This is a genomic window from Pararhodobacter sp. (assembly GCF_034676075.1).
Lineage (GTDB): Bacteria > Pseudomonadota > Alphaproteobacteria > Rhodobacterales > Rhodobacteraceae > Pararhodobacter.
In genome coordinates this window covers 1-20,763 of record NZ_JAUCCQ010000032.1, presented here as the reverse complement: position 1 = coordinate 20,763, position 20,763 = coordinate 1, and the positions used below count along the sequence as shown (strand labels likewise).

The 20,763-nt window shown below is 68.8% G+C and carries 18 protein-coding genes and 1 tRNA gene; 5 read left to right on the top strand and 14 right to left on the bottom strand.

Translation table 11 applies throughout. The features are described from left to right. Window positions 1–112: 112 nt before the first annotated feature. From VDQ18_RS11195 to VDQ18_RS11185, 3 genes are read right to left on the bottom strand one after another with little or no spacing between them, the layout of a single operon-like run. Window positions 113–544 carry a DUF309 domain-containing protein gene (locus VDQ18_RS11195; RefSeq protein WP_323021021.1) on the bottom strand — a complete coding sequence of 144 codons (432 nt, stop codon included), beginning with the start codon at window positions 542–544 and terminating at the stop codon, window positions 113–115. Continuing rightward, a complete protein-coding gene (locus tag VDQ18_RS11190; RefSeq protein ID WP_323021020.1) occupies window positions 541–1,353 on the bottom strand; it encodes an alpha/beta hydrolase in 813 nt (270 codons plus the stop codon). Before VDQ18_RS11190 ends, VDQ18_RS11195 begins: the two co-directional genes overlap by 4 nt. After that, complete coding sequence (locus VDQ18_RS11185) at window positions 1,350–2,897, bottom strand: benzoate-CoA ligase family protein (protein WP_323021019.1); 1,548 nt, start codon at window positions 2,895–2,897, stop codon at window positions 1,350–1,352. Before VDQ18_RS11185 ends, VDQ18_RS11190 begins: the two co-directional genes overlap by 4 nt. A 203-nt stretch (window positions 2,898–3,100) precedes the next feature. Here VDQ18_RS11185 and VDQ18_RS11180 point away from each other — a divergent pair, with 203 nt between their 5' ends. From VDQ18_RS11180 to VDQ18_RS11170, 3 genes are all read left to right on the top strand, one after another. Beyond that, window positions 3,101–3,697 carry an NAD(P)H-dependent oxidoreductase gene (locus VDQ18_RS11180; protein ID WP_323021018.1) on the top strand — a complete coding sequence of 199 codons (597 nt, stop codon included), beginning with the start codon at window positions 3,101–3,103 and terminating at the stop codon, window positions 3,695–3,697. Further along, the gene (locus tag VDQ18_RS11175; protein WP_323021017.1) at window positions 3,697–5,613 is read left to right on the top strand and encodes a cation:proton antiporter; all 1,917 of its coding nucleotides are present in this window, start codon (window positions 3,697–3,699) and stop codon (window positions 5,611–5,613) included. Before VDQ18_RS11180 ends, VDQ18_RS11175 begins: the two co-directional genes overlap by 1 nt. 67 nt (window positions 5,614–5,680) lie before the next feature. After that, window positions 5,681–6,181, top strand: coding sequence for a pyridoxamine 5'-phosphate oxidase family protein (locus tag VDQ18_RS11170; RefSeq protein WP_323021016.1), 501 nt, complete (start codon window positions 5,681–5,683; stop codon window positions 6,179–6,181). A 3-nt stretch (window positions 6,182–6,184) separates the two neighbouring features. Here VDQ18_RS11170 and VDQ18_RS11165 read toward each other — a convergent pair whose 3' ends face one another. Genes VDQ18_RS11165 through VDQ18_RS11145 form a run of 5 tightly spaced genes read right to left on the bottom strand, consistent with a single transcriptional unit; the run spans window position 6,185 to window position 12,699 of the window. Beyond that, window positions 6,185–7,096 (bottom strand): YihY/virulence factor BrkB family protein, encoded by a 912-nt coding sequence (locus VDQ18_RS11165; RefSeq protein ID WP_323021015.1) that lies wholly within the window; start codon window positions 7,094–7,096, stop codon window positions 6,185–6,187. Beyond that, on the bottom strand, window positions 7,093–7,749 hold the full coding sequence (gene pdeM, locus VDQ18_RS11160; protein WP_323021014.1) for a ligase-associated DNA damage response endonuclease PdeM: 657 nt from the start codon (window positions 7,747–7,749) through the stop codon (window positions 7,093–7,095). The genes VDQ18_RS11165 and pdeM overlap by 4 nt, the downstream gene beginning before the upstream one ends. Beyond that, window positions 7,746–10,124, bottom strand: a complete 2,379-nt coding sequence (locus VDQ18_RS11155) for a ligase-associated DNA damage response DEXH box helicase (protein WP_323021013.1) — start codon at window positions 10,122–10,124, stop codon at window positions 7,746–7,748. Before VDQ18_RS11155 ends, pdeM begins: the two co-directional genes overlap by 4 nt. Then, window positions 10,121–11,692: a cisplatin damage response ATP-dependent DNA ligase gene (locus VDQ18_RS11150; protein WP_323021012.1), complete on the bottom strand. Its 1,572-nt coding sequence runs from the start codon at window positions 11,690–11,692 to the stop codon at window positions 10,121–10,123. Before VDQ18_RS11150 ends, VDQ18_RS11155 begins: the two co-directional genes overlap by 4 nt. Then, window positions 11,689–12,699, bottom strand: a complete 1,011-nt coding sequence (locus VDQ18_RS11145) for a ligase-associated DNA damage response exonuclease (RefSeq protein WP_416235103.1) — start codon at window positions 12,697–12,699, stop codon at window positions 11,689–11,691. The genes VDQ18_RS11150 and VDQ18_RS11145 overlap by 4 nt, the downstream gene beginning before the upstream one ends. Before the next feature lie 86 nt (window positions 12,700–12,785). Here VDQ18_RS11145 and VDQ18_RS11140 point away from each other — a divergent pair, with 86 nt between their 5' ends. Continuing rightward, a complete protein-coding gene (locus VDQ18_RS11140; protein ID WP_323021010.1) occupies window positions 12,786–13,763 on the top strand; it encodes a zinc-binding metallopeptidase family protein in 978 nt (325 codons plus the stop codon). A gap of 64 nt (window positions 13,764–13,827) precedes the next feature. Continuing rightward, the gene (locus VDQ18_RS11135; RefSeq protein WP_323021009.1) at window positions 13,828–14,799 is read left to right on the top strand and encodes a fumarylacetoacetate hydrolase family protein; all 972 of its coding nucleotides are present in this window, start codon (window positions 13,828–13,830) and stop codon (window positions 14,797–14,799) included. Here the strand turns inward: VDQ18_RS11135 and arsJ are convergent. The 6 genes from arsJ to VDQ18_RS11105 form a co-directional block, all read right to left on the bottom strand. Beyond that, on the bottom strand, window positions 14,783–15,988 hold the full coding sequence (arsJ, locus tag VDQ18_RS11130; protein ID WP_323021008.1) for an organoarsenical effux MFS transporter ArsJ: 1,206 nt from the start codon (window positions 15,986–15,988) through the stop codon (window positions 14,783–14,785). The genes VDQ18_RS11135 and arsJ overlap by 17 nt on opposite strands. An 82-nt stretch (window positions 15,989–16,070) precedes the next feature. Then, on the bottom strand, window positions 16,071–17,075 hold the full coding sequence (locus VDQ18_RS11125) for an ArsJ-associated glyceraldehyde-3-phosphate dehydrogenase (RefSeq protein ID WP_323021007.1): 1,005 nt from the start codon (window positions 17,073–17,075) through the stop codon (window positions 16,071–16,073). A gap of 3 nt (window positions 17,076–17,078) precedes the next feature. Beyond that, on the bottom strand, window positions 17,079–17,915 hold the full coding sequence (locus tag VDQ18_RS11120) for a metalloregulator ArsR/SmtB family transcription factor (protein WP_323021006.1): 837 nt from the start codon (window positions 17,913–17,915) through the stop codon (window positions 17,079–17,081). Between the two features lie 205 nt (window positions 17,916–18,120). After that, a tRNA-Thr gene (locus VDQ18_RS11115) sits at window positions 18,121–18,196 on the bottom strand. A gap of 101 nt (window positions 18,197–18,297) precedes the next feature. Beyond that, window positions 18,298–19,821: a heme biosynthesis protein HemY gene (locus tag VDQ18_RS11110; RefSeq protein WP_323021005.1), complete on the bottom strand. Its 1,524-nt coding sequence runs from the start codon at window positions 19,819–19,821 to the stop codon at window positions 18,298–18,300. Window positions 19,822–19,827: 6 nt separating this feature from the next. Next, the coding region (locus VDQ18_RS11105; RefSeq protein WP_416235102.1) for a COG4223 family protein at window positions 19,828–20,763 on the bottom strand (936 nt) is incomplete at its 5' end.

Genomic DNA, 20,763 nt, shown 5'->3' with positions numbered 1-20,763 from the left:
GCCTTGGTTGCGATGCACAATAGTGCCGACATGGTAAGCGGTAAATACCTATTTTGCCGATTCATGGCCGAAAGTGCAAAATATTTCCACCGAATCCGGTGCAATATCTGCACTATAATGCACTTTCAGCCTGGATACGGGCCTCAAGCCCGGCAACCTGCCGCCGATCCAGCCCCATGACCGACTCACCGCCGCGCCGGAACCCTTCGCGCAGGGCAGCCTCGGCCAGCGGCAGGATGCGGGCGGCGGCGGCTTCGCGGCCCATGCGGCGCTTGAGCCCGGCATTGGCCAGCTGGATCAGACCGCGCATGAGTTCCCGCTCGGCCGAGGCCTGCGGCAGGGCGGACCAGATCCCTTCCCAGAATTCATGCGCCTCCCAGTAATAGCCCGCGCGAAAGGCCGAAAGCCCGCCCTGAAAGGCGGGGCTGACGGCCAGAGCCTCGGGCGAGAGCGCCTCGAGCCCCGTGAGGGCATCGGCAAAGATCGCCGGATCCGGGCGCGGGTTGCGGCCCGGCAGATGCGGCGCGGGCGGCAGCGGGGTCACACGCCCTCGGGCTGCGCGGCCGCATGCGCCATCAGGCGGGCGGTGAAGAAGCGAACCGCATCCAGCACTGCCTCGGGCTGGTCGAAGTGCGGCGAATGGCGGCAATCTTCCAGCGCCAGCACATCGACCGGCGCGTAAGACCGCGACTCGAATTCCGCGACCTGCTTCATGGTGCCGTATTGGTCGTCCACGCCCTGAATGACCAGTGCCGGGACGCGCAGGTAGTCGATGACCTCGCTCACGTCCCAAGCGGCGAATTCGGGGTTCAGCCAGGCGTCGTTCCAGCCGCGGAAGCTGGCTTCCGGGTCGCGGTGGTACTTGCCCATCCTGGCCGCCATCTCGGGCCCGAAAGCCTCGGCCGCGCGGCGGATTTCGGCCAGCCCCATGGGCTCCGTGAAGACATGCGGCGCCATCAGGACGATGCCGCGGACGCGGAAATCCTCGACCCGGCCGGCGTATTCCGCAGCGATGGTGGCGCCGTCGGAATGGCCCATCAGCACGTAATGGGCAGCGCCGATCTGGTCCAGAACCCCGGGCAGGACGTCCTGGGCCTGACGGGTCATGTAGTCGATGGGGAACGGCAGATCGCCCGCCTCCGACTGGCCGTAATTGGCGCGGGAGAAGGCAAAGACGCCGAGGCCGGTGGCCTGCGCCAACTTCTCAGGAAAGTCCCGCCAGAGCGCGAGGCAACCCAGCCCCTCGTGCAGCAGAACGATCACCGGCCCCGCGTCGCGGTTGCCCCAGCACGCCCATTCCAGCCGCTTGCCGCCTGCCGTCAGCCAGCCCTTGCCCGCGTTCCAGTCGATCATGCCGCAGCCTCCGTGTCCCGCAGCTTGAAGCGCTGGATCTTGCCGGTCGCGGTCTTGGGCAGTTCGTCCACCACGTTGACCCAACGGGGGTATTTCCACATGCCGATCTTTCCCTTGATGTGGTCCTTGAGCGCCTCGGCATCGAGCGTGGCGCCCTCTTTCAGCACGACATAGGCGGCGGGCTTGATGAGGTCCTTCTCATCGGCGCGGGCCACGACGGCGGCTTCCAGAATGCCGGGATATTCGACCAGCGCCTGTTCGACCTCGAACGGGCAGACCCAGATGCCCGAGACCTTGAACATGTCATCCGTGCGCCCGCAATAGACGAAACGGCCGTCCTTGGTGCGCTCGTATTTGTCGCCGGTCCGGGTCCAGTGGCCCTGAAAGGTGCTCATGCTCTTGGAACGACGGTTCCAATAGCCCTCGGCACTAGACGGGCCGCGGACCAGGAGTTCACCGACTTCGCCCTCGGGCACGTCCTGATCGTGTTCGTCAACCAGCCGCACCTCATAGCCCGGCACCGCCACGCCCGAGGTGCCATAGACGATGTCGCCCGGACGGTTCGACAGGAAGATATGCAGCATCTCGGTCGAACCGACGCCATCGACGATCTCGGCCGCCCAGAGCTTTTCCCAGCGCTCGCCGATATCGCGCGGCAGCGCCTCGCCGGCCGAGGTGCAGAGGCGCAGGGAATGGACGGGCGCGGTGCCCTTCTTCTCCTGCTCGGCCACCAGCGCGGCATAGAGCGTCGGCACGCCGCAGAAGATCGTCGGCTTTTCCTGCGCGAGGATAGCGAACACCGCATCCGGGGTCGGGCGTCCGGCGAAGATCACCGTGGTCGCCCCCGCCGCCATCGGGAAGGACATGGCATTGCCCAGCCCATAGGCGAAGAACATCTTCGCGGCGCTGAAGACGGTGTCGTCCTCGCGGATGCCCAGCACCTGATTGCCGAAGGTGTCGACCGTCGCCTTCAGGCTGGAATGGATGTGGCGCACCCCCTTCGGCACGCCGGTGGAACCCGAGGAATAGAGCCAGAAGGCCAGTTCGTCGCCATGGGTCTCGACCGTTTCCACCGGCTCGGCCCCAGCGACGAAATCGGCGTAGCTGACGCATTCGGTGCCGCATTCCTGCTTGTCGCCGATCACCACCACGGCCCGCAGGAAGCGGTTGCCGTCGATGGCCGGTTTCACCGTTTCCCACAGCTGTTCCGAGACCACGAGGATCGAGGCGCGGCTGTCGTTCAGGATCGCCTCGTAGACCGAGGCCGAGAGGAGCGTGTTCAGGGGCACCGGGATGGCCCCCGCCTTCAGCGCGCCCCAGAAGACCACCGGGAATTCGATCTGGTCGCGGACGATCATCGCGATCCGCTCCTCACGCCGGACACCATGGCGGCCCAGCGCGCCCGCGAAGGCGGCGGATTGCGCGGCCAGGTCGCCATAGCTCAGGCTGCGTCTGGCGCCGTCGGCCTCGCGAAAGGCGGTCTTGGCGGCGCGTCCTTCGGTCACGTGGCGGTCTACGAAATAGACGGCTGCGTTCTCGTTCATCAAAATCCTCCCGCGCGGGCACGGCCCCCTCCCGGGCCGGGCGCAGACTCGCGCCGCCGCTGTGCGATATAGTGCAAAGATGCGGTCAATTTGCAAGTTGTTTGTTCTTCTGATGCACTTTCCTGCACAAGTATACCGCAAGCACGCCATTGCCGCCGCCGGGTTTCCGCCTCAGATTAGGTCATTCCCCGCAAGGAGCCGCCATGGCCCGTCTGCTGCATTACGCCGCCCATCCCAGCCCCGGAACCTCGAGCGCCAACAGCGCCATGCTGAAGCGGATCAGGGGGCTGGAGAGGATCACCTCGCTGGACCTCTATGCGGAATATCCCCGCTACGATATCGACATCGAGGACGAACAGGAGCGGCTGCTGGCGCATGACGTGATCGTCCTGCAATTCCCGCTGTTCTGGTATTCCTGCCCGGCGCTGGTCAAGGAATGGCTGGATCTGGTCTGGGAGCATGGCTTTGCCTATGGGCGGGGCGGCGACCGGCTGAAGGGCAAGGTGCTGATGCTGGCGGTGACCACCGGCGGCCCGCAGGAGGCCTACAGCACCGAGGGCTACCAGCATTACGAGCTGCGGACGTTCCTGACGCCCTTCGAACAGGCGGCGCGGCTGGCGCAGATGCGGTTCCTGGCGCCCTATGTCCTGCACGGCGCCCTCAAGACCGAGCCCGAGGCGCATGCGCTGGGCTTCCTCAGGCTGATGACCGCGCTCAGGGACGAACGGCTGGACCTGCGCGCCGCCGAAAGCGCCGACATTCTCACCCATGACACGCTGCCGCTGATGGGGATCAACTGATGTCCGATTTCCTGCTGCTCGCCTTCCTGTTCCTGATCGCCGGGGTCGCCGCAGTGCCGATCGCCACGGCTTTGGGGCTGGGCTCGGTGCTGGGCTACCTGATCGCCGGGATCGCGCTGAGCCCGATCCTGCTGCTGCTGGAGGTGGATGTCGTCTCGATCCAGCATTTCGCCGAATTCGGCGTGGTGATGATGCTGTTCCTCGTCGGGCTGGAGCTGGAACCGAAACGCCTGTGGGAGATGCGCAACCGCCTCCTTGGTCTGGGCGGGCTGCAGGTGGGGCTGACGGCGGCGCTGATCGCGGGCGTGCTGATCGCCTTTCAGATGGATTGGCGGATCGCCGTGGCGGTCGGGCTGATCCTGGCCATGTCCTCGACCGCCATCGTGTTGCAGACGCTGGCCGAGAAAGGGCTGCTGAGGGGCGACGGCGGGCAGGCCAGTTTCTCGGTCCTGCTGTTCCAGGACATTGCCGTGATCCCCATTCTGGCGCTGGTGCCGCTGCTGGCGATGCCCGGCGCGCATCACGCCGGCGCCGAGGACGGGCACGGCGCGGGGCTGTCGCTGGTCGCGGATCTGGCGGGCTGGCAGGCGGCGCTGGTCACCGCCGGTGCGATTGCGCTGGTCATCGCCGGGGGGATGTTCCTGACCCGGCCGCTGTTTCGCTACATCGCCAAGGCCCGCCTGCGCGAGATCTTCGTGGCCACCGCGCTGATGTTCGTGGTCGGCATCGCCCTGCTGATGACGCTGGTCGGCCTGTCCCCGGCGCTGGGCACCTTCCTCGCGGGCGTCGTGCTGGCCAACAGCGAATACCGGCACGAGCTGGAATCGGACATCGACCCGTTCCGCGGCCTGCTGCTGGGCCTCTTCTTCATGACCGTGGGCGCCGCGATCAATTTCCAGATGCTGTGGGACGATTTGCTGCCGATCCTCGGGCTGACGCTGGCGGTGATGGGGGCCAAGGCGCTGGTGCTGCTGGTCCTTGCCCGGATCTTCGCGCTGAGGGGGTCCGAGAAGTTCCTTTTCGGCCTTGGCCTCGCGCAGGCGGGGGAATTCGGCTTCGTGCTGACCTCCTTCGCGGTGTCCAACCTGGTCCTGCCTGAGGCGATGGCGCCGCGGCTGAACCTGATCATCACCCTGTCGATGATGCTGACGCCTGCCCTCTTCATCCTCCATGAAAAGGTGATCCGCCCCGCCTTCGACCGGCCGGCCGACCGCGAGGATGACGAGATCACCGAAAAGGGCACCGCGATCATCGCCGGGCACGGGCGCTTCGGCGGGATCGTCAACCGGATGCTGCTGGCCGCGGGCTACAAGACGACGGTGCTGGACCATTCGGCGGCGCAGCTCGACATGCTCAGGGTCTTCGGCTTCAACGTCTATTACGGCGATGCCTCGCGCCCCGACCTGCTGCATGCGGCGGGGATTGAGGAGGCGAAGCTGCTGGTCGTGGCCATCGACGACCCGGCGCAGGCGGTGGCGATCGTGCATCACGTCACGCAGAATCACCCGCATGTCCATGTCATCGCCCGGGCGCGGGACCGGCACCATGTCTACCAGCTTTACAACGCCGGGTGCCGGGACGTGATCCGCGAGACCTTCGACAGCTCGGTCCGCGCCGGGCGTTCGGCCTATGAGGCGCTGGGCATGCATCCGTTCGAGGCCGAGCGGCTGGCACGGTCCTTCGTCAAGGCCGACCGCCACGCGCTCTACGAACTGGCGCAGGTCTGGGACCCGGATATCCCCGAGACGCAGAACCCCGCCTATGTGCAGAAGGTGCGCGAGATGAACGAGGTGATGGAGCCCGGCGCCGCGCTGGGTGCCTTCCGCGAGCGGCACGAGCGCGGCTGGACCCCGCCCTCGCCGCAGGACACCGAAACCGACCGCCAGCGGATCGAGGCGGCGCGGGACGGGGCCTGAGGGGAACAGGCGGCAGGGTGGCGCGTTTTCCTGACAACAGCGAAACGCCAACCGAAAGGACAATGCGATGAACGCCTATGCCGCCATCACCGAAGATCCGCGCGAAGCCCTGAAAGACGGGCTGGAAAAGGTCCGCGCCGGGATGCTGGGGGTGCAGGGCTCGGCCCAGCACATGCAGCCCATGACCCATTTCGCCGACTGGCCGCAAAACCGGCTGTGGTTCCTGACCTCGAAGGACACCGATCTGGTGCGCAGCCTGACGCCGGGTGCCCGGGCGCATTTCTGCGTCATGGACGAAAAGCACGGGTTCGACGCCTGCCTCGCCGGGCATCTGGCCGAGGATCTGAACCGCGCCAAGCTGGACGAATACTGGTCCCCCGTCGCCGCCGCCTGGTTCAAGGGCGGCAAGGAGGACCCGATGCTGACCATGCTGCGCCTCAATCTGGTCGATGCGGCGCTCTGGGGCAGCACCGGCAATCCGGTGAAATTCGGCTTCGAGGTGCTGAAGGCCAATCTGTCCAAGGACGAGACGCCGGATCTGGGCGTCCACCGTGTCCTGACCTTCTGAGCCTCAATCCCGGGGCACTGACTCGGCGGGCGCACCTTCGGTTGCGCCCGCCCTGCGTTTGCGCTCGCCGTGAAAGACCGCCTCCAGCGCCGCGTTCAGTTCGGCGCCCAGAAGCAGCACATAGGTCGAGAGCCAGAGCCAGGTCAGCAGCACGATCACCCCGGTCAGCGCGCCGAAACTGCGCTGGTAGCTGGCGAAATTCTCGGCATAGAGCGAGAACCCGGCCGAGGCGATGACCCACAGCAGACAGGCCACCACCGCCCCCGGCAGCGTCCAGTGCCAGCTGCGGTGTTGCCGGTCGGGGCCGAAGCGGTAGATCACCGCGATCCCCGCCGTGCTGATCGAGAAAAGCGCGACCCAGCGGATCACCGAGACGATGCTCTGCGCTTGCACCTCTTCGGGAAAGAGCGCCAGCAGCACCGGGATCACCGCGATGGCCGCCATCCCCATCAGCGCCCCGCCGATGACAAAGACCGCCAGCAGGATGATCGCCAGCCAGCGCATGATCAGGCCGCGCGTCTCCGTCTCGTTGAAGGCGACGTTCAGGCCCTGAATGAGGTGCCGCATGCCCCGCGCCGTGGCATAGAGCGCGGCAATCAGGCCGACGGCGGCGGTGACGCCCAGCGCGCTGTGGTCGGAGGCGACGATGCTGGAGGCTTGTTCGCGGATCAGGCTGGCGGCGCTGGGCGGGATGGCGGCGGTGGCGGTTTCGACCGGACCGGTGATCTCGGTCGCGGAAAAGAAGATACCCAGGATCGCCAGGACCGAGGCCATGGCGGGAAAGATCGCCAACAGCGCGTAAAAGGCGATGCCCGCGGCCAGAAGGCCGATCTGGTCGCTGATGACCTCCCGGTACATCCGCACGGCCACCCGCATCGCCAGCCGCGGCAGGGCGTTGAGCCAGCTCCCGCTCATGCCCGCCGCCTCGTGCCGGGGGTGAGGGGGCGGGCCATGATCCGCGTGCCCGTCAGCAGCGCCAGCCCCGGGCCGACCAGATCGGCCAGCGGCGGCGCCTCGCAATCGAGGCCGCCGGTATAGGTGCCGAAAGCGGGCAGGATCAGATGGCTTTGCCCCCAGAGGAACGCCGGGCGCCTCTGCCCGGCCAGCTGCGCCTTGGGGTGGTAATGGCCGCTGATGTCCGGCCCCTCGCCCGCGATATGGCGGAAGGCGATGCCTTCTTCGTGGATTTCCGAAAGAATCTCGCCCAACCCCGGCAGCGCCCCGCCGTCGTGGTTGCCGGTGACCCAGACCCAGGTGCGGCCCCGGGCCATGTCCCCCAGCCGCGCCCGGTTCGCAGGGCTCAGCGCCTCGGGCGCCGCGTCATCCTCGAAAGCGTCGCCCAGCGACAGGACCCGCGCCACCGGCAGCGCTGCCAGTTCCGCCTCCAGCCGCGACAGCGTGTCCTCGTCCTCGTGCGGGGGCAGCAGGGCACCACCCCGCGCCGCCATCCTCGCCGACTTGCCCAGATGCAGGTCGGCGACGATCAGCGTCTGCGTCGCGGGCCACCAGAGGGTCCCGGCAGGCCGGGCCTCGAAACCTTGTCCGGCGAAGGTCAGGGGATGGGTCATGCCAGCCCCGCCTCGGCCATCAGCCGCTCCGCCTCGCGCGCCATCAGCCGTTCGCGGCCCTCCCCCTCGACCGAGACCTTGCCGATTTCCAGGATCAGGGGCGCCGACAAGGGCGTCACATGCGGCGCCATGGCGTGATCTATCAACGGGTTGCTCAGCAGCATATCCTCGATCCGGTAGAAATCCACCAACCCCCGCCGTGCATCGTCACGGGTGATCCGCAGCAGAAGATGGTCGGGGTCATGCCGCCGCAGGGTGTCATGGATGATGTCCGAGGAAAAGGTCGCCTGCTTGCCGGACCGCCGCTGCCCCGGCAGGTTGCGCTGCATGAGGCCCGCGATGGTGGCGACATTGCGGAAGCTCCGCTTGATCAGCGAATTGCCAGACAGCCAGCCGTCCAGCCCCTCGCGCAGGGCCTCGGCGTTGAGCAAGCGGGCGGGGTCGGTGAGGGGGTCGACGGACCAGATCATCAGCGCATGATCGCTGGGGACAAAGCCGAGCGGGCCGAGGCCCAGCGCCTCCATCTGCCGGGTCAGGAGCAGGCCGAGGGTCTGATGCGCGTTGCGGCCCGCGAACCCGTAGAGGGTGAAATGCCAGCGGTCGCCGCGCGGAAACGTCTCGCAGGCCAGCACGCCGGCCCGGGGCAGGACCGACAGGCGGCGCTGGGTTTCCAGCCAGTCGCGCAGGTCGGGCGGCAGCACGTCCCAGCGCCCCGGATCGCCGATCAGCGCCTGAATGCGGTGCGAGACCTTGAGCGAACTCGCCATCTTCACCCCGCTGAAGACGGCGATTCGGGGTTGCTTGCGGGGGGAATGGCCGACCTCCACCACCATGTCGCGCAGGCGCTCGAAAGCCATGACCTTGCCGCCGATCAGGAAGGTGTCGCCGGGTTCGAGGGAGGCCGCGAAACTCTCCTCGACCGTGCCGAGCGGGGCACCGCCGCGCGAGCGGGCCATGCGGACGTTCAGGTGTTCGGGGTCGGTGATGGTACCGATGTTGAGGCGGATGAGCTTCGCGACGCGGGGGTCGCGCAAGTACCACAGGCCGCCGCGCAGCATCAGCCGTTGCCAGCGGTCATAGGCCTTCAGCGCGTAGCCGCCGGTGGCGCAGAAATCGAGGCAGGCGTCGAAATCCTGTCGCGAGAGGTTGCGATAGGGGCCGGCGCTGCGGAACTCGTGATACAGCGCCTCGGCGTCGAAGGGACCGGAACAGGCGGTCAGCAGGATGTGCTGGCAGAGCACATCGAGCGGCCCCGGCCCCCGCTTTTCCCCGTCCAGATCGCCCGCCTGCACGGCCTCCAGCGCGACGACGCTTTCGATCACCTCGAAGCGGTTGGCGGGCACCAGCCGCGCTTTCGACGGGGCGTCGTAGCGGTGGTTCGACCGCCCGATCCGCTGCACCAGCCGCGTGACCAGCTTCGGCGCGCCCACCTGCAGGACCAGATCCACGTCGCCCCAGTCGATGCCCAGATCGAGCGACCCGGTGCAGACCACAGCGCGCAAGGCCCCCGCCGCCATCGCCTGCTCCACCCGCTGCCGGGCCTCGCGCGCCAGCGATCCGTGGTGCAGGCCGATGGGCAGGTTCTGCGGGTTATGCTCCCACAGTTGCTGGAAGAAGAGTTCCGCCTGCGCGCGGGTGTTGACGAAGATCAGCGTCATCCGCGCCTTTTCCACCGCCGCCATCACGTCGGGCACCGCGTAATGCGCGTTGCCCCCAGCCCAGGGCGCGGGGGCGGAGGTCGGCAGCAGGGCGATGTCCGGCGCGGGGCCGGGGTCGGCGCGCAGCACCGTGGCGCCGCCCATGAAGGCGGCGAGGCTGTCGGGATCGGCGACGGTGGCGGAGAGGCCAGTGACGGTCAGCCCCGGGGCGAGGGTCCGCAGCCGGGCGATGCCCAGCATCGTCTGGTCGCCGCGTTTCGATTCCGCCAACGCGTGGATCTCGTCCACCACCACACGCTTCAGGTCTTTGAAGATCTTCGGCGCCTCGGGGTACGAGGTCAGCAGGGCCAGCGATTCCGGCGTGGTCAGCAGGATGTTCGGCGGGTCCACGCGCTGCCGCGCCCGCTTGGTGCTGGAGGTATCGCCGGTGCGGTCCTCGATCCGGATCGGCAGGCCCATCTCGCCCACCGGCGCGGCAAGGTTGCGGGCGATATCGGCGGTCAGCGCTTTCAGCGGCGAGATATAGAGCGTGTGCAACCCGGTGCCGCCGCCCGCCAGATCGACCAGCGAGGGAAGGAACCCGGCCAGCGTCTTGCCGCCGCCGGTGGGGGCGATGAGCAGCGTGTCGGTCGTGGCCGCCAGCAGCGCCAGCTGGTGCGCATGGGGGGCCCAGCCGCGCGCGGCGAACCAGTCGCGGAATTTCGCGGGCAGGATCATGCGCCGGCCTCGTCCAGAATGTCGGTCAGCGCGGTCAGGTGGTCCGCCTCGGCGGCCGGCTTGTCCCAGCGGATGCGGCTGATGCGGGGAAAACGCATGGCGACGCCTGACTTGTGGCGGGTGGAGCGGTTCAGCCCCTCGAACGCGACCTCCACCACCAGCGCCGGTTTCAGCGACCGGACCGGGCCGAAACGGTCGATGGTATTGGCGCGGACGAAACGGTCGAGCTTGTTCAACTCCTCATCCGTGAAGCCGGAATAGGCCTTGCCGACCGGCACCAGCCGCTCGCCGTCCCAGAGGCCGAAGGTGAAATCGGAATAGAAGCCCGAGCGTTTGCCATGGCCCCGCTGGGCGTAAAGGATCACCGCATCCACCACCATCGGCGCGCGCTTCCATTTGAACCAGGGCCCCCGGGGCCGCCCGGCGACATAGGCCGAGTCGAGGCGTTTCAGCATGACGCCTTCGATGACGGCGGCGGGGGGATCGGCGCGGAGCGCTGCCAGTTCCTCCCAATCCGCGAACCGGAGGCGGGGCGAGAGGTCGAAATGCCCGGGATCGAGCCCCGCCACCGCCCGTTCCAACCGCGCGCGGCGGTCGGACCATGACAAGGCGCGCAGATCGTCGCCCTGCCACAGCAGCAGGTCATAGAGCCTGAGCGCGGCGGGATGCGAGGCAAGCATCGCCTTGCCCGGCGCCTTGCGGCCGAGCCGCTTTTGCAGGTCTGCAAAGGGGGCCACGTCATCCCCCCGCCGGACCAGCAACTCGCCGTCAAGCGCCCCGTCGAAATCCATGCGGCTGACGATATCGGGGAACGAGGCGGAGATATCCTCGCCAGTCCTTGTATAGAGCCGCGCGGTGCCGCCTTCCGCCACGGCCTGCACGCGGATCCCGTCCCATTTCCATTCCGCCGCGAACTCGGCGGGGTCGAGCGCGGCGAGGTCATCCTCGGTCAGCGGCGTGGACAGCATGACCGGTCGGAACGGGGCGCGGGCGGTGACTTCGGGGCGGGGACCGCCCTCAAGCCAGCGGAAGAGGGGTGTGTAAGGGGGCGTGAACCCGGCCCAGAGCTCGCCGATATCCTCGACCGGAATCGTGCCGATCCGCGCCAGCCCGGTCTGCGCGAGGCGGGCGGAGATCCCCACACGCAGCCCGCCCGTCACCAGCTTGATGAGCGCCAGCCGCTCGGACGGCCCGAGCGCATCGAGCCAACGGGCCATCAGGCCCGGCACCTCGGCCTTCCCTGCCCGCGCCAGCCCCTCGACCACCTCGGTCAGGGGCACGTCGCGCAACGGGCCCCGGGCGGGCCAAATGAGCGCAATCGTCTCGGCCAGATCGCCGACGAAATCGTAGGACATCGCGAACAACTCGGCATCGACCCGTTCGCCCACCAGCGCCCTAAGCAGCGCCGGTTTCGCCTGCCCCGTCTCCAGCCCGCCGGTCAGCACGGCCAGCGCATAGCCGCGATCCGGGTCCGGCACCTCGCGGAAGAAGCGTTCCAGCAGCGCCAGCTTGGCGTTGCGCCCGGGGGTGAAGGCGAGGCGTTCCAGCAGATCGGCGAAGGCTTTCATTCGGCCTCGTCCTCATAGCCCACCAGATGCAGCGGCCTGGCGCGGCGCTGTTCCAGTTCCGCCCAGCGCATCAGCGCGTCGTCGCGGCCGTGGGTGATCCAGAACTCGGCGGGGTTCAGCTCGCGCAGGGTGCGGGTCAGGTCCGGCCAATCCACATGGTCCGAGATGACCAGCGGCAGCTCCACCCCGCGCTGGCGGGCCCGCGCGCGGATCTGCATCCAGCCCGAGGCGAAGGCGATCACCGGATCGGTGAAGCGCTGCACCCAGGGGCTGGCGAAAGCGGACGGCGGCGCGATGACCACGGCGCCGCGCAGGGTCTTCGCCTCGGCCTTGTCCATGGTCGCCGGGCGCAGGTCGCCCAGCGGGATGCCCTGTTCCAGATGGTAGTCGCAGAGCCGCTGCAAGGCGCCGTGGATGTAGATCGGCGCGTCATAACCCGCCTGCCGCAGCAGCATGATGACCCGCTGCGCCTTGCCCAGCGCATAGGCGCCGATCAGATGCGCGCGCTCGGGGAAGGCGGCGACCGAGGCCAGCAGGCGGGCAATCTCGTCGCCCGGTGGGGGATGGTGGAAGACCGGCAGGGCGAAGGTCGCCTCGGTGACGAAAAGGTCGCAGGGAACCGGCTCGAACGCCGCGCAGGCCGGGTTCGGCACCCGCGAATAATCACCCGAGACGACGGCGTTGACGCCCGCCGCCCGAACCTCGATCTGGCAGGAGCCCAACACATGCCCCGCCGGATGGAACCGCACCTCGACCCCGCCCAGCGTGACCGGTCCCTCGGCCGCCTGTGTCGCGCTGGCGAACCCCTCGCCGTAGCGGATCGCCATGATGTCCAGCGTCTGCGCCGAGGCCAGTACCGCGCCATGCCCGGACCGGGCATGGTCGGAATGGCCGTGCGTGATCAGCGCGCGGGGAACCGGGCGCATGGGGTCGATGAAGAAATCGCCCTCGGGACAATAGAGGCCCTCGGGGCGCAGGGTCAGCAGGCGGGTGGCATCGGCTGGCATCGGCATCACGTCCTCAGGGGCAGATGAAACCTCTCGCCCCTTCACGGGTTAACTGGCACCCTAACCCGATCTCTCAAGGGCTTGTCATGCGTCGTTTCGACTGTCCCTCGTGTGGCCACGAGGTCTTTTTCGCCAATACCGCCTGCCTGAACTGCGGCACGGCCCTGGTCTATGCGCCGGGACGGGGGTTTCTGCCCTCGACCGATGGCGACGGCTTCTGTGCCAACCGCGAGGCGATCGGCTGCAACTGGGCGGCGGAAAGCGCCGAGGGGCTGTGCCTGTCCTGCCAGCACACGCTGATCGTGCCCGACCTGACCGTTCCCGGCAATGCCGAGCGCTGGGCCCGGCTGGAGGCCGCCAAGCGCCCGGTGATCCGCGCGCTGCATCACCTGCGCCTGCCGCTGACCGATGCGCAGGGCCAGCCCGCGCCGGTCTTCGAACTGAAGGGCGATCCGCTGGCAGCCGATGCGCCGAAGGTGATGACCGGCCATGACAACGGCACCATCACCCTCAACATCGCCGAGGCCGACGATGCCGAACGCGCCGCGATCCGCCAGTCGCTGGGCGAGCCCTACCGGACCCTCACCGGCCATTTCCGCCACGAAGTCGCGCATCATTACTGGCAGGTGCTGACCGAGGGCGCGCCCGCGCGCCTCGACGCCCTGCGCGCGGCCTTCGGCGACGAGCGGCAGGATTACGCCGCCGCGCTGGAGGCGCATTACCGCGACGGGCCGCCCGCCGACTGGGCGTCGCATTTCATCTCGGCCTATGCCTCGTCCCACCCTTGGGAAGATTTCGCCGAGACCTGGGCGCATGTGATGCATCTGCTCGACGGGCTGGAAACGGCGCGGGCCTTCGGGCTGGTGCCGGGGGATCTGCCGGGCGAATTGCCGGATCTGGCCGCCCTGCCGATGGAGCGGCTGGCCGAGGCCTGGGCGGCGCTGTCCGTCGCGCTCAACGCCGTCAATCAGGCGATGGGGCACGAGACCTTCTATCCCTTCGTGCTGACGCCGCCGGTCGTCGCCAAGATGGAGGCGGTGCGGCAGGTGATCCAGCGCGCCTGACCCCCTTGCATCCGGGCCCCAATCGCCGCGACAGTGCCGCCCGGGACGATTGGGAGGAACCATCATGAAATTCGCCACCCTGCCGGACGGCAGCAAGGACGGCCGCCTGCATCTGGTCAGCCGCGACCTGAGCCGCTGCGCCCCGGCCAAGGCCTGCACCACGCTGCAAGCCGCACTGGAGGCATGGGAGGCCCTCGCCCCGGCGCTGGAGGCCGAATACGGCGCGCTGAACGCGGGCGGCGGCGTGGCCTTCGACCCGGGCCGCGCGCTCGCCCCCCTGCCCCGGGCCTGGCAATGGCTGGACGGCTCGGCCTTTGCCGCGCATGCCGAGCTGATGATGCAGGCCTTCAAGGCCGCGCCGATCGACAGCCAGGGCAAGCCCTTGATGTATCAGGGCATGTCGCATGAATTCCTGGCGGGGGCCGAGGATGTGCCGCTGCCCTCCGAAGACGACTGGATTGATTTCGAGGGCGAGTTCGGGATCATCACCGACGCGGTGCCGATGGGGGTAAGCGCGGCCGAGGCGCGGCAGCATATCCGGCTGCTGGTGCAGATCAACGACTGGTCGCTGCGCCGGATCGCCCCGGTCGAGATGCGGACGGGCTTCGGCTGGATCCACGCCAAGCCCGCCTCCTCGATGGCGCCGGTCGCGGTGACGCCGGACGAAGTGGGCCCGGCCTGGGCCGAAGCGCGGATCGCGCTGGACCTGATGATCGACTGGAACGGCGCGCGGTTCGGCGCGGCGAATGGCGTCGAAATGGGCTGCGGGTTTGACGATCTGGTCGCGCACGCCGCCTATTCCCGCAAGTTGGTGGCGGGGACGGTGATCGGCTCGGGCACCGTGGCCAACCAGAATTACCGCGAGGTCGGCTCGTCGTGCATCGCCGAGCGGCGCGGGATGGAGATCGTCGATCACGGTGCGCCGCGGACGCCCTTCATGGCCTTCGGCGACCGGGTGCGGATGGAGGCGAAGCTGCCCGACGGCACGCCGCTCTTCGGCGCCATCGACCAGCGGGTGGTCAAAGGCGGCGCGTGACGATCCAGGCGCCCGCCGCCAGCAGCCCGGCCGTGGCCAGACACAGCGGCAGGCCGCCCAGCTGATAGCTGACGCCCGACAGCAGCGTCCCCAAGAGCCGCCCGGCCGCGTTGGCCATGTAGTAGAAGCCGACGTCCCGGGTGATCCGGCTGGCCTGCCCGAAGGCCAGGATCAGGTAGGAATGGACCGAGGAATTGACGGCGAAGACGAAGCCGAAGGCCAGCAGCCCGAGGACCAGCACCGCCGTCAGCCAATCCTGCGGCCCGCCCGAAAGCCACGCTGCCAAGGCCAGCAGGAAGGGGATCGGCACCAGCAGCGCGGCCCAGCGGCGGGCCTTGGCCTGCGGCTCGCCCCCCTGCAAAAGCCGCGGCGCCAGCGCCTGCACCGCGCCATAGGCGATGATCCACAGCGCCAGGAACCCGCCGATGGCGAAGAAGGCCCAGCGGCGGCCCTCGTCCGTACCGTCCGACAGGACCGACTGGAAATAGACCGGCACCCCGACCACGAACCAGACATCCCGCGCGCCGAACAGGAACAGCCGGGCCAGCGACAGCCGGTTCACCCGCGGATCGGGCGAGCGCCAGCCGGCGAATTTGGCGCCCTTGTCGCGGGCGGGCAGGCCCTTGGGCAAAAAGAGCGCGACGGCGATGAGGATCAGCGCCAGCACCCCGGCCATGGCATAGAGCGCGGGCTGGAACCCGGCCAGGGCCAGCAGCGCCGCGCCGAGGAAGAAGCCCGCGCCCTTGACCGCGTTCTTCGAGCCCGTGAGCGCCGCCACCCAGCGGAAGAGCCCGCCCTCCGGCGCCAGCAGCTTGACGGCGGATTTGGACGACATCTTGGCCAGATCCTTGGCCACGCCCGAAACCCCCTGCACCGCCATCACGAAGCCGACCGAGGCCGCGACCGTCCATTCCGGGCCGAGCTGCGTCAAGGCCAGCAGCGCGGCGATCTGCAACGCGAGGCCGGCGTAGAGCGTGGCGGCAAGGCCGAAGCGGGCGGCAAGGAAGCCCGCGTAGAGGTTGGTGACGATCCCCGCGACCTCGTAGAGCAGGAACAGCCAGGCGAGTTGGATCGGGCTGAACCCCAGCCCGTTGAATTGCAGGAGGACCAGCATCCTGAGCGCGCCATCGGACAGCATGAAGGCCCAGTAGGCGGCGGTGACGGCGGCATAGGCGCGGAGCGGGTTCATCGGCGGGGTCTCGGGTCCGGGCCGGGGAACCGGGGGGCCAGCCCCCCGGACCCCCCGGGATATTTGAGGCGCAAAGAAGGGGTCAGAGGCTGGCCGCGATCATCCGGGCGATATCGGCGAGGCGGCAGGCATAGCCCCATTCGTTGTCATACCAGGCGTAGATCTTCACCTGCGTGCCGTTGATGACCATGGTCGAAGGCCCGTCGATGATCGCCGACCGCGGGTCGTTGGTGTAATCCGACGACACCAGCGGGCGCGATTCGAAGCCGAGGATGCCCTTGAGCGGGCCGTCGGCGGCGATCTGGAAGAGGGCGTTGACCTCATCGGCGCTGGTCGCGCGCTCCACCTCGAAGACGCAATCGGTGAGCGAGGCATTCAGCAGCGGTACGCGGACGGCATGGCCGTTCAGGCGGCCCTTCAATTCCGGGTAGATCACGGTGATCGCCGTGGCCGAGCCGGTGGTCGTGGGGATCAGGTTGGTCAGCGCCGAGCGGGCGCGGCGCATGTCCTTGGCCGGGCGGTCGACGATGGTCTGGGTGTTGGTCACGTCATGGATCGTGGTGATCGAGCCATGGCGGATGCCCAGCCCCTCGTGGATCACCTTGACCACCGGCGCGAGGCAATTGGTGGTGCAGGAGGCGGCGGTGATCAGGTCGTGGCGCGCGGGGTCGTAGCCATCATGGTTGATGCCGTAGACGAGGTTCAGCGCGCCCGGCTCCTTGACCGGGGCCGAGACCAGCACCTTCTTCACCCCGGCGGCGAAATAGGGGGCGAGTTTCGCCTTGGTCTTGAAGACGCCGGTGCAGTCGATGACCATGTCCACGGCGCCGAGCGGCAGCACCTCGAGCGTCTTTTCCTGCGTCAGACGGATCTTGTGGTCGTTGATCGTCAGCGCTCCGGGTTCAGCGGCGATCCGGGCCGGCCAGCGGCCGTGCACGCTGTCGAATTCCAGAAGCAGCGCGTGCTGGTCGGGATCGCCCGCCGGATCGTTCAGAAGCACGATGTCACCGGCGATTCCCTGCTCGATCAGGTCGCGCAGCACGAGTTTGCCGATCCGGCCGAGGCCGTTCAGGGCGATGCGGGGCATGGGTCAGTCCTGCGGTTGGGTCAGGGAAAGGGCGTCGACGCTGGCCTGCAGCGCCATGCGGTCAAGCGTCTCGACCGGCAGCTCGACGAAGGTCGCGATGCGGCGGCGGAGCGCGCCATAGGTGCGGGCAAAGACGATGCCCTTCTCGGCCTCGGTGCCGGTGGCCTTGACCGGATCGGGCACGCCCCAATGGCCGGTGATCGGCTGGCCGGGCCAGGGCGGGCATTCCTCGGCCGCGGCGGTGTCGCAGACGGTGAAGACGAAATCCATCACCGGCGCGCCGTGTTGCTGGAATTCCGAGATATGTTTCGAGCGCAGGTCCTCGACCGCATGGTCGTTGCGCGTCAGCACCTGCAGCGCCACCGGATTCAGGCTGCTGTTGGGGTTGGTGCCGGCCGAATAGGCGTGGAACCGGGGACCGCCCAGATCGCGCAGCAGCGCCTCGGCGAAGATCGAGCGCGCCGAATTCCCCGAGCAGATGAAGAGCACATTATAGGACTTGTCCGGCATGATCCGGTCCTCCTGCGGAGCCCGCACCGGGGCGGTGAACTGTGGCCGCCCCCGCCCGACATCGAGGGCGAGATAGCCGATCAGGGCCTCGGCCCTGTCCAGCGCGACCGAGTAGTAAAGGCTGCGCCCCTGCCGTTCGACCGCGACCAGCCCGGCCGCGGTCAGATCGGCCAGGTGATGCGAGAGCGTATTGGCCTTCAGCCCCAGCGCCAGAGCCATCTCGGTCGGGCGCACGCCGCGGGGGGCGAAGCGCATGAGCAGGCGGAACACCGCCAGCCGGTCGGGATGGCCGAGGGTCGAGAAGGCGAGGGCGGCATCTGTCGTTTCCATGATTCCTGATTAATGGAATCATTTGCCCGGCGCCAGTGAAGGTTTGATGACAGCTGCGCTGCCCGGTGGCAGACCGGCGGTCCTTGGATACAGACTCTGCCTCGGCACCCGCGACATGGCACCGGCCGAGGGCGGCCGGTCCCGAACAGAACGCATGCGAAAACCGCCGCCGAGGCGGGAAGGATCATGAAACCGAAGGGAAGGATGGTGCCGGTGAAGGGACTCGAACCCCCGACCCACGCATTACGAATGCGTTGCTCTACCAGCTGAGCTACACCGGCCCGGTGCCACGGGGCGCCGAAGGGCCCCGTTCTGGTGGCTGGGTCTTAGCATCGGGCCGGGGCCGTATCCAGCCCCTTTTTTCGCCCGCAGCATCGCGGGATCAGAGGCCCATGCGCCGTGTCTGGTTCAGGTCGATCACCTCGGCCTCGGCCGCGGCATCGTCCTTTTCGGGATCGGTCGGGGTGACATCGGCGACCTCGGGCTCCGGGGCGGGTTCGGGCTCGACCGGCTCAGGCAGATCCGCGGCGGGCAGAGCGCCGACGATAAGCGGCAGCATCTCGGTCCCCGTCGCACTGGGGCCGGAGCTGTCGGGCGTCTCGGTCCAGCCCAGCGTGTCGAAAGCGCCGCAATGGGCGCAGAGCGCGTGCCAGCCCGCATGGACATGGTGGCAATTCTCGCAGACCCATTGCGGACCCTTCGGCGCGATCAGCGCCCGGGCCAGCCAGCCGCGCACCACCTGATCGGGCGAGCCCTCGCCGCGTTCGATGGCGGCCATGATGGTCATGACGCGCTGCGTCGGGTGGGTTTCGTGCAGATCGGCCATGGCGCGGCGGGCGGCGGGGAAATCCTCGGCCGCGATGAGGAGTTCGGCGCGGGTCATCTGCGCCTCGGCACCCGGGGTCAGGGCCAGCAGCGGCTCGAAGCGCTTCAGCCGCGTGGCCGGGGCCTCGTCAGGGGCGATGGCAGCGTAGGCCTGCGCCAGTTCGGGATGCGGCTGGGCCTTCCACGCCCGCTTGATCAGCTTGGCGGCGGCCTGCCCCTTGCCGCGGGCGACCAGCGCCTTGGCGGCCATCACCGCGGCGGGCACCAGTTCGGGCGATTCGCGGTTGGCCTCGATCGCCAGATCCTGCGCCAGCGCGGTATTGCCTGCGGCTTGCTCGGCCTCGGCCTGTTGCAGGGTCAGGACGGCATCGCGGCGCTTGAACACCGGCTTCGGCAACCGGCCCGAGCGCGTGGTTTCCAAGAGCGTGCGGCGCGCGCCGGACCAGTCGCCCGCCTTGTTCTGCAGCATCAGAAGCCGGTCCTGGGTCGGCGCATGGCCGGGGCGCAGGGTCAGCGCGGTTTCGGCCAGTTTGCGGGCCTTGGTGGCATTCCCGGCCTCGACCTGCTGGGCCAGAAGCCCCTGCACGCCGACAAAGCGCGAGCGGTCGTCTTCCAGCAGGCGCTTGTAATAATCCTCGGCCAGCGCGGTGTTGCCCTTGGCCTGCGCCGCCTGCGCGATCAGCAGCGTGGTCAGCGCCTGATCTTCCAGCAGCTTCTCGGCCTTGCGGCCCTTGGTCAGGGCCTTTTCACCCTCGCCCGCGGCCAGCGCCATGAAACCGTCGGTCAGCGCCTCAAGCCCGCGGCGGCGGCGGTTGCGTTCGAAATGGCGGCTGATCGCCGTCTCGTCGCCGTTGATGAAGCGCAGGACGGCGACGGTCAGCCCCACCAGCCGCATCAGCAGCCACAGCCCGGCCAGCAGCAGCAACGCGGCGATGGCCATCTGCACCGGGCCGAGGGTGAATTCGGTATTGCCGACGGCCAGCCGGAGGCCTGCCTCCTGCGTCATCAGCGCCTCGGCGCCCCAGACGAGGCCCGCCACCACCGCCAGGAACAGGACGATCTTCAGAACGGTCCAGAACATCGCCGCTTACTCCCCGTTTTCCATCTGCGCCTGAAGTTCGGCAAGGGCTGCGAGTGCTGCCAGCCGTGCATCGACCGAGCCGCGCCAGGCCGCCATTTCCGCTGCCGGACCCGCGCTCAGCGCATCAAGCTCGGTCAGCGCGCCCCGCAGGTCGCCCGCCCGCACCCGCGCCTCGGCGCGCGACAGGATGGCGTCGGTATCGTTGCCCTCACGCGGGGCCAGCGACCGGGCGCCGGTCTGCGCGCGCAGGAAATCCGTGACCCGCTCACCCAGCGAGGCACCGGGCGCCACCGGATCGGCGGCCAGCGCGCGGCGGGCATTGCCCGCGAAACCCGCCTGGATCTCGGCCAGAGTCGGCAGCCCCTCGCCCATCGGTCTGAGGTCGGCGGGCACGTCGCCCAGCGTTTCCAGCGCCCCGGGCGAGGGCGCGCCCGATTCGGCGGCGGCGACCAACTCGGCCAGCGCCGCGCGGCGGGCGATGCGCTGCTGGGCGGCGGCGACATCTTCCTCGCGGGCGTCGAGCGAATCAGCCCGGGCGTCGATGGCGGCCCGGGCCTCGGCCATGGCGGCGGCGACCGAGCCCATGATGCGGGTGTCGATCCCCGATTCCAGCGTGTCGATCCGGGCACCGAGCGCCTCGACCGAGGCCTCGGCCGGGGTCGCGCTTTCCAGCGCGGCGATGCGGGCCTCCAGCGGCGCGAGGTCGGTGGTGGCGGGGGGCCGGGCCTCGAGCGCGGTGACCCGGTCGTCGAGCCCGCCGTCGCCCTGATCCTCGAGCGCAGCGATGCGCGCCTCGAGCCGCGAGACGGCCTCGCTGTCGCTGCCGCCGCTGTTGGATTCGAGCGCCTGCACGCGGCGCAACAGGTCGGGGTCAGCCGCGCCGCCCTGCCAGCCGTTGGGCAGGAAGATCAGCACCACCAGCGCGCCCAGCACCGCCGCGGC

Coding starts and splice junctions, on each gene's coding strand:
- VDQ18_RS11190 (WP_323021020.1), bottom strand. CDS start 1,353: ATGATCGACTGGAACGCGGGCAAGGGCTGGCTGACGGCAGGCGGCAAG.
- VDQ18_RS11185 (WP_323021019.1), bottom strand. CDS start 2,897: ATGAACGAGAACGCAGCCGTCTATTTCGTAGACCGCCACGTGACCGAA.
- VDQ18_RS11180 (WP_323021018.1), top strand. CDS start 3,101: ATGGCCCGTCTGCTGCATTACGCCGCCCATCCCAGCCCCGGAACCTCG.
- VDQ18_RS11175 (WP_323021017.1), top strand. CDS start 3,697: ATGTCCGATTTCCTGCTGCTCGCCTTCCTGTTCCTGATCGCCGGGGTC.
- VDQ18_RS11170 (WP_323021016.1), top strand. CDS start 5,681: ATGAACGCCTATGCCGCCATCACCGAAGATCCGCGCGAAGCCCTGAAA.
- VDQ18_RS11165 (WP_323021015.1), bottom strand. CDS start 7,096: ATGAGCGGGAGCTGGCTCAACGCCCTGCCGCGGCTGGCGATGCGGGTG.
- pdeM (WP_323021014.1), bottom strand. CDS start 7,749: ATGACCCATCCCCTGACCTTCGCCGGACAAGGTTTCGAGGCCCGGCCT.
- VDQ18_RS11155 (WP_323021013.1), bottom strand. CDS start 10,124: ATGATCCTGCCCGCGAAATTCCGCGACTGGTTCGCCGCGCGCGGCTGG.
- VDQ18_RS11150 (WP_323021012.1), bottom strand. CDS start 11,692: ATGAAAGCCTTCGCCGATCTGCTGGAACGCCTCGCCTTCACCCCCGGG.
- VDQ18_RS11145 (WP_416235103.1), bottom strand. CDS start 12,699: ATGCCAGCCGATGCCACCCGCCTGCTGACCCTGCGCCCCGAGGGCCTC.
- VDQ18_RS11140 (WP_323021010.1), top strand. CDS start 12,786: ATGCGTCGTTTCGACTGTCCCTCGTGTGGCCACGAGGTCTTTTTCGCC.
- VDQ18_RS11135 (WP_323021009.1), top strand. CDS start 13,828: ATGAAATTCGCCACCCTGCCGGACGGCAGCAAGGACGGCCGCCTGCAT.
- arsJ (WP_323021008.1), bottom strand. CDS start 15,988: ATGAACCCGCTCCGCGCCTATGCCGCCGTCACCGCCGCCTACTGGGCC.
- VDQ18_RS11125 (WP_323021007.1), bottom strand. CDS start 17,075: ATGCCCCGCATCGCCCTGAACGGCCTCGGCCGGATCGGCAAACTCGTG.
- VDQ18_RS11120 (WP_323021006.1), bottom strand. CDS start 17,915: ATGGAAACGACAGATGCCGCCCTCGCCTTCTCGACCCTCGGCCATCCC.
- VDQ18_RS11110 (WP_323021005.1), bottom strand. CDS start 19,821: ATGTTCTGGACCGTTCTGAAGATCGTCCTGTTCCTGGCGGTGGTGGCG.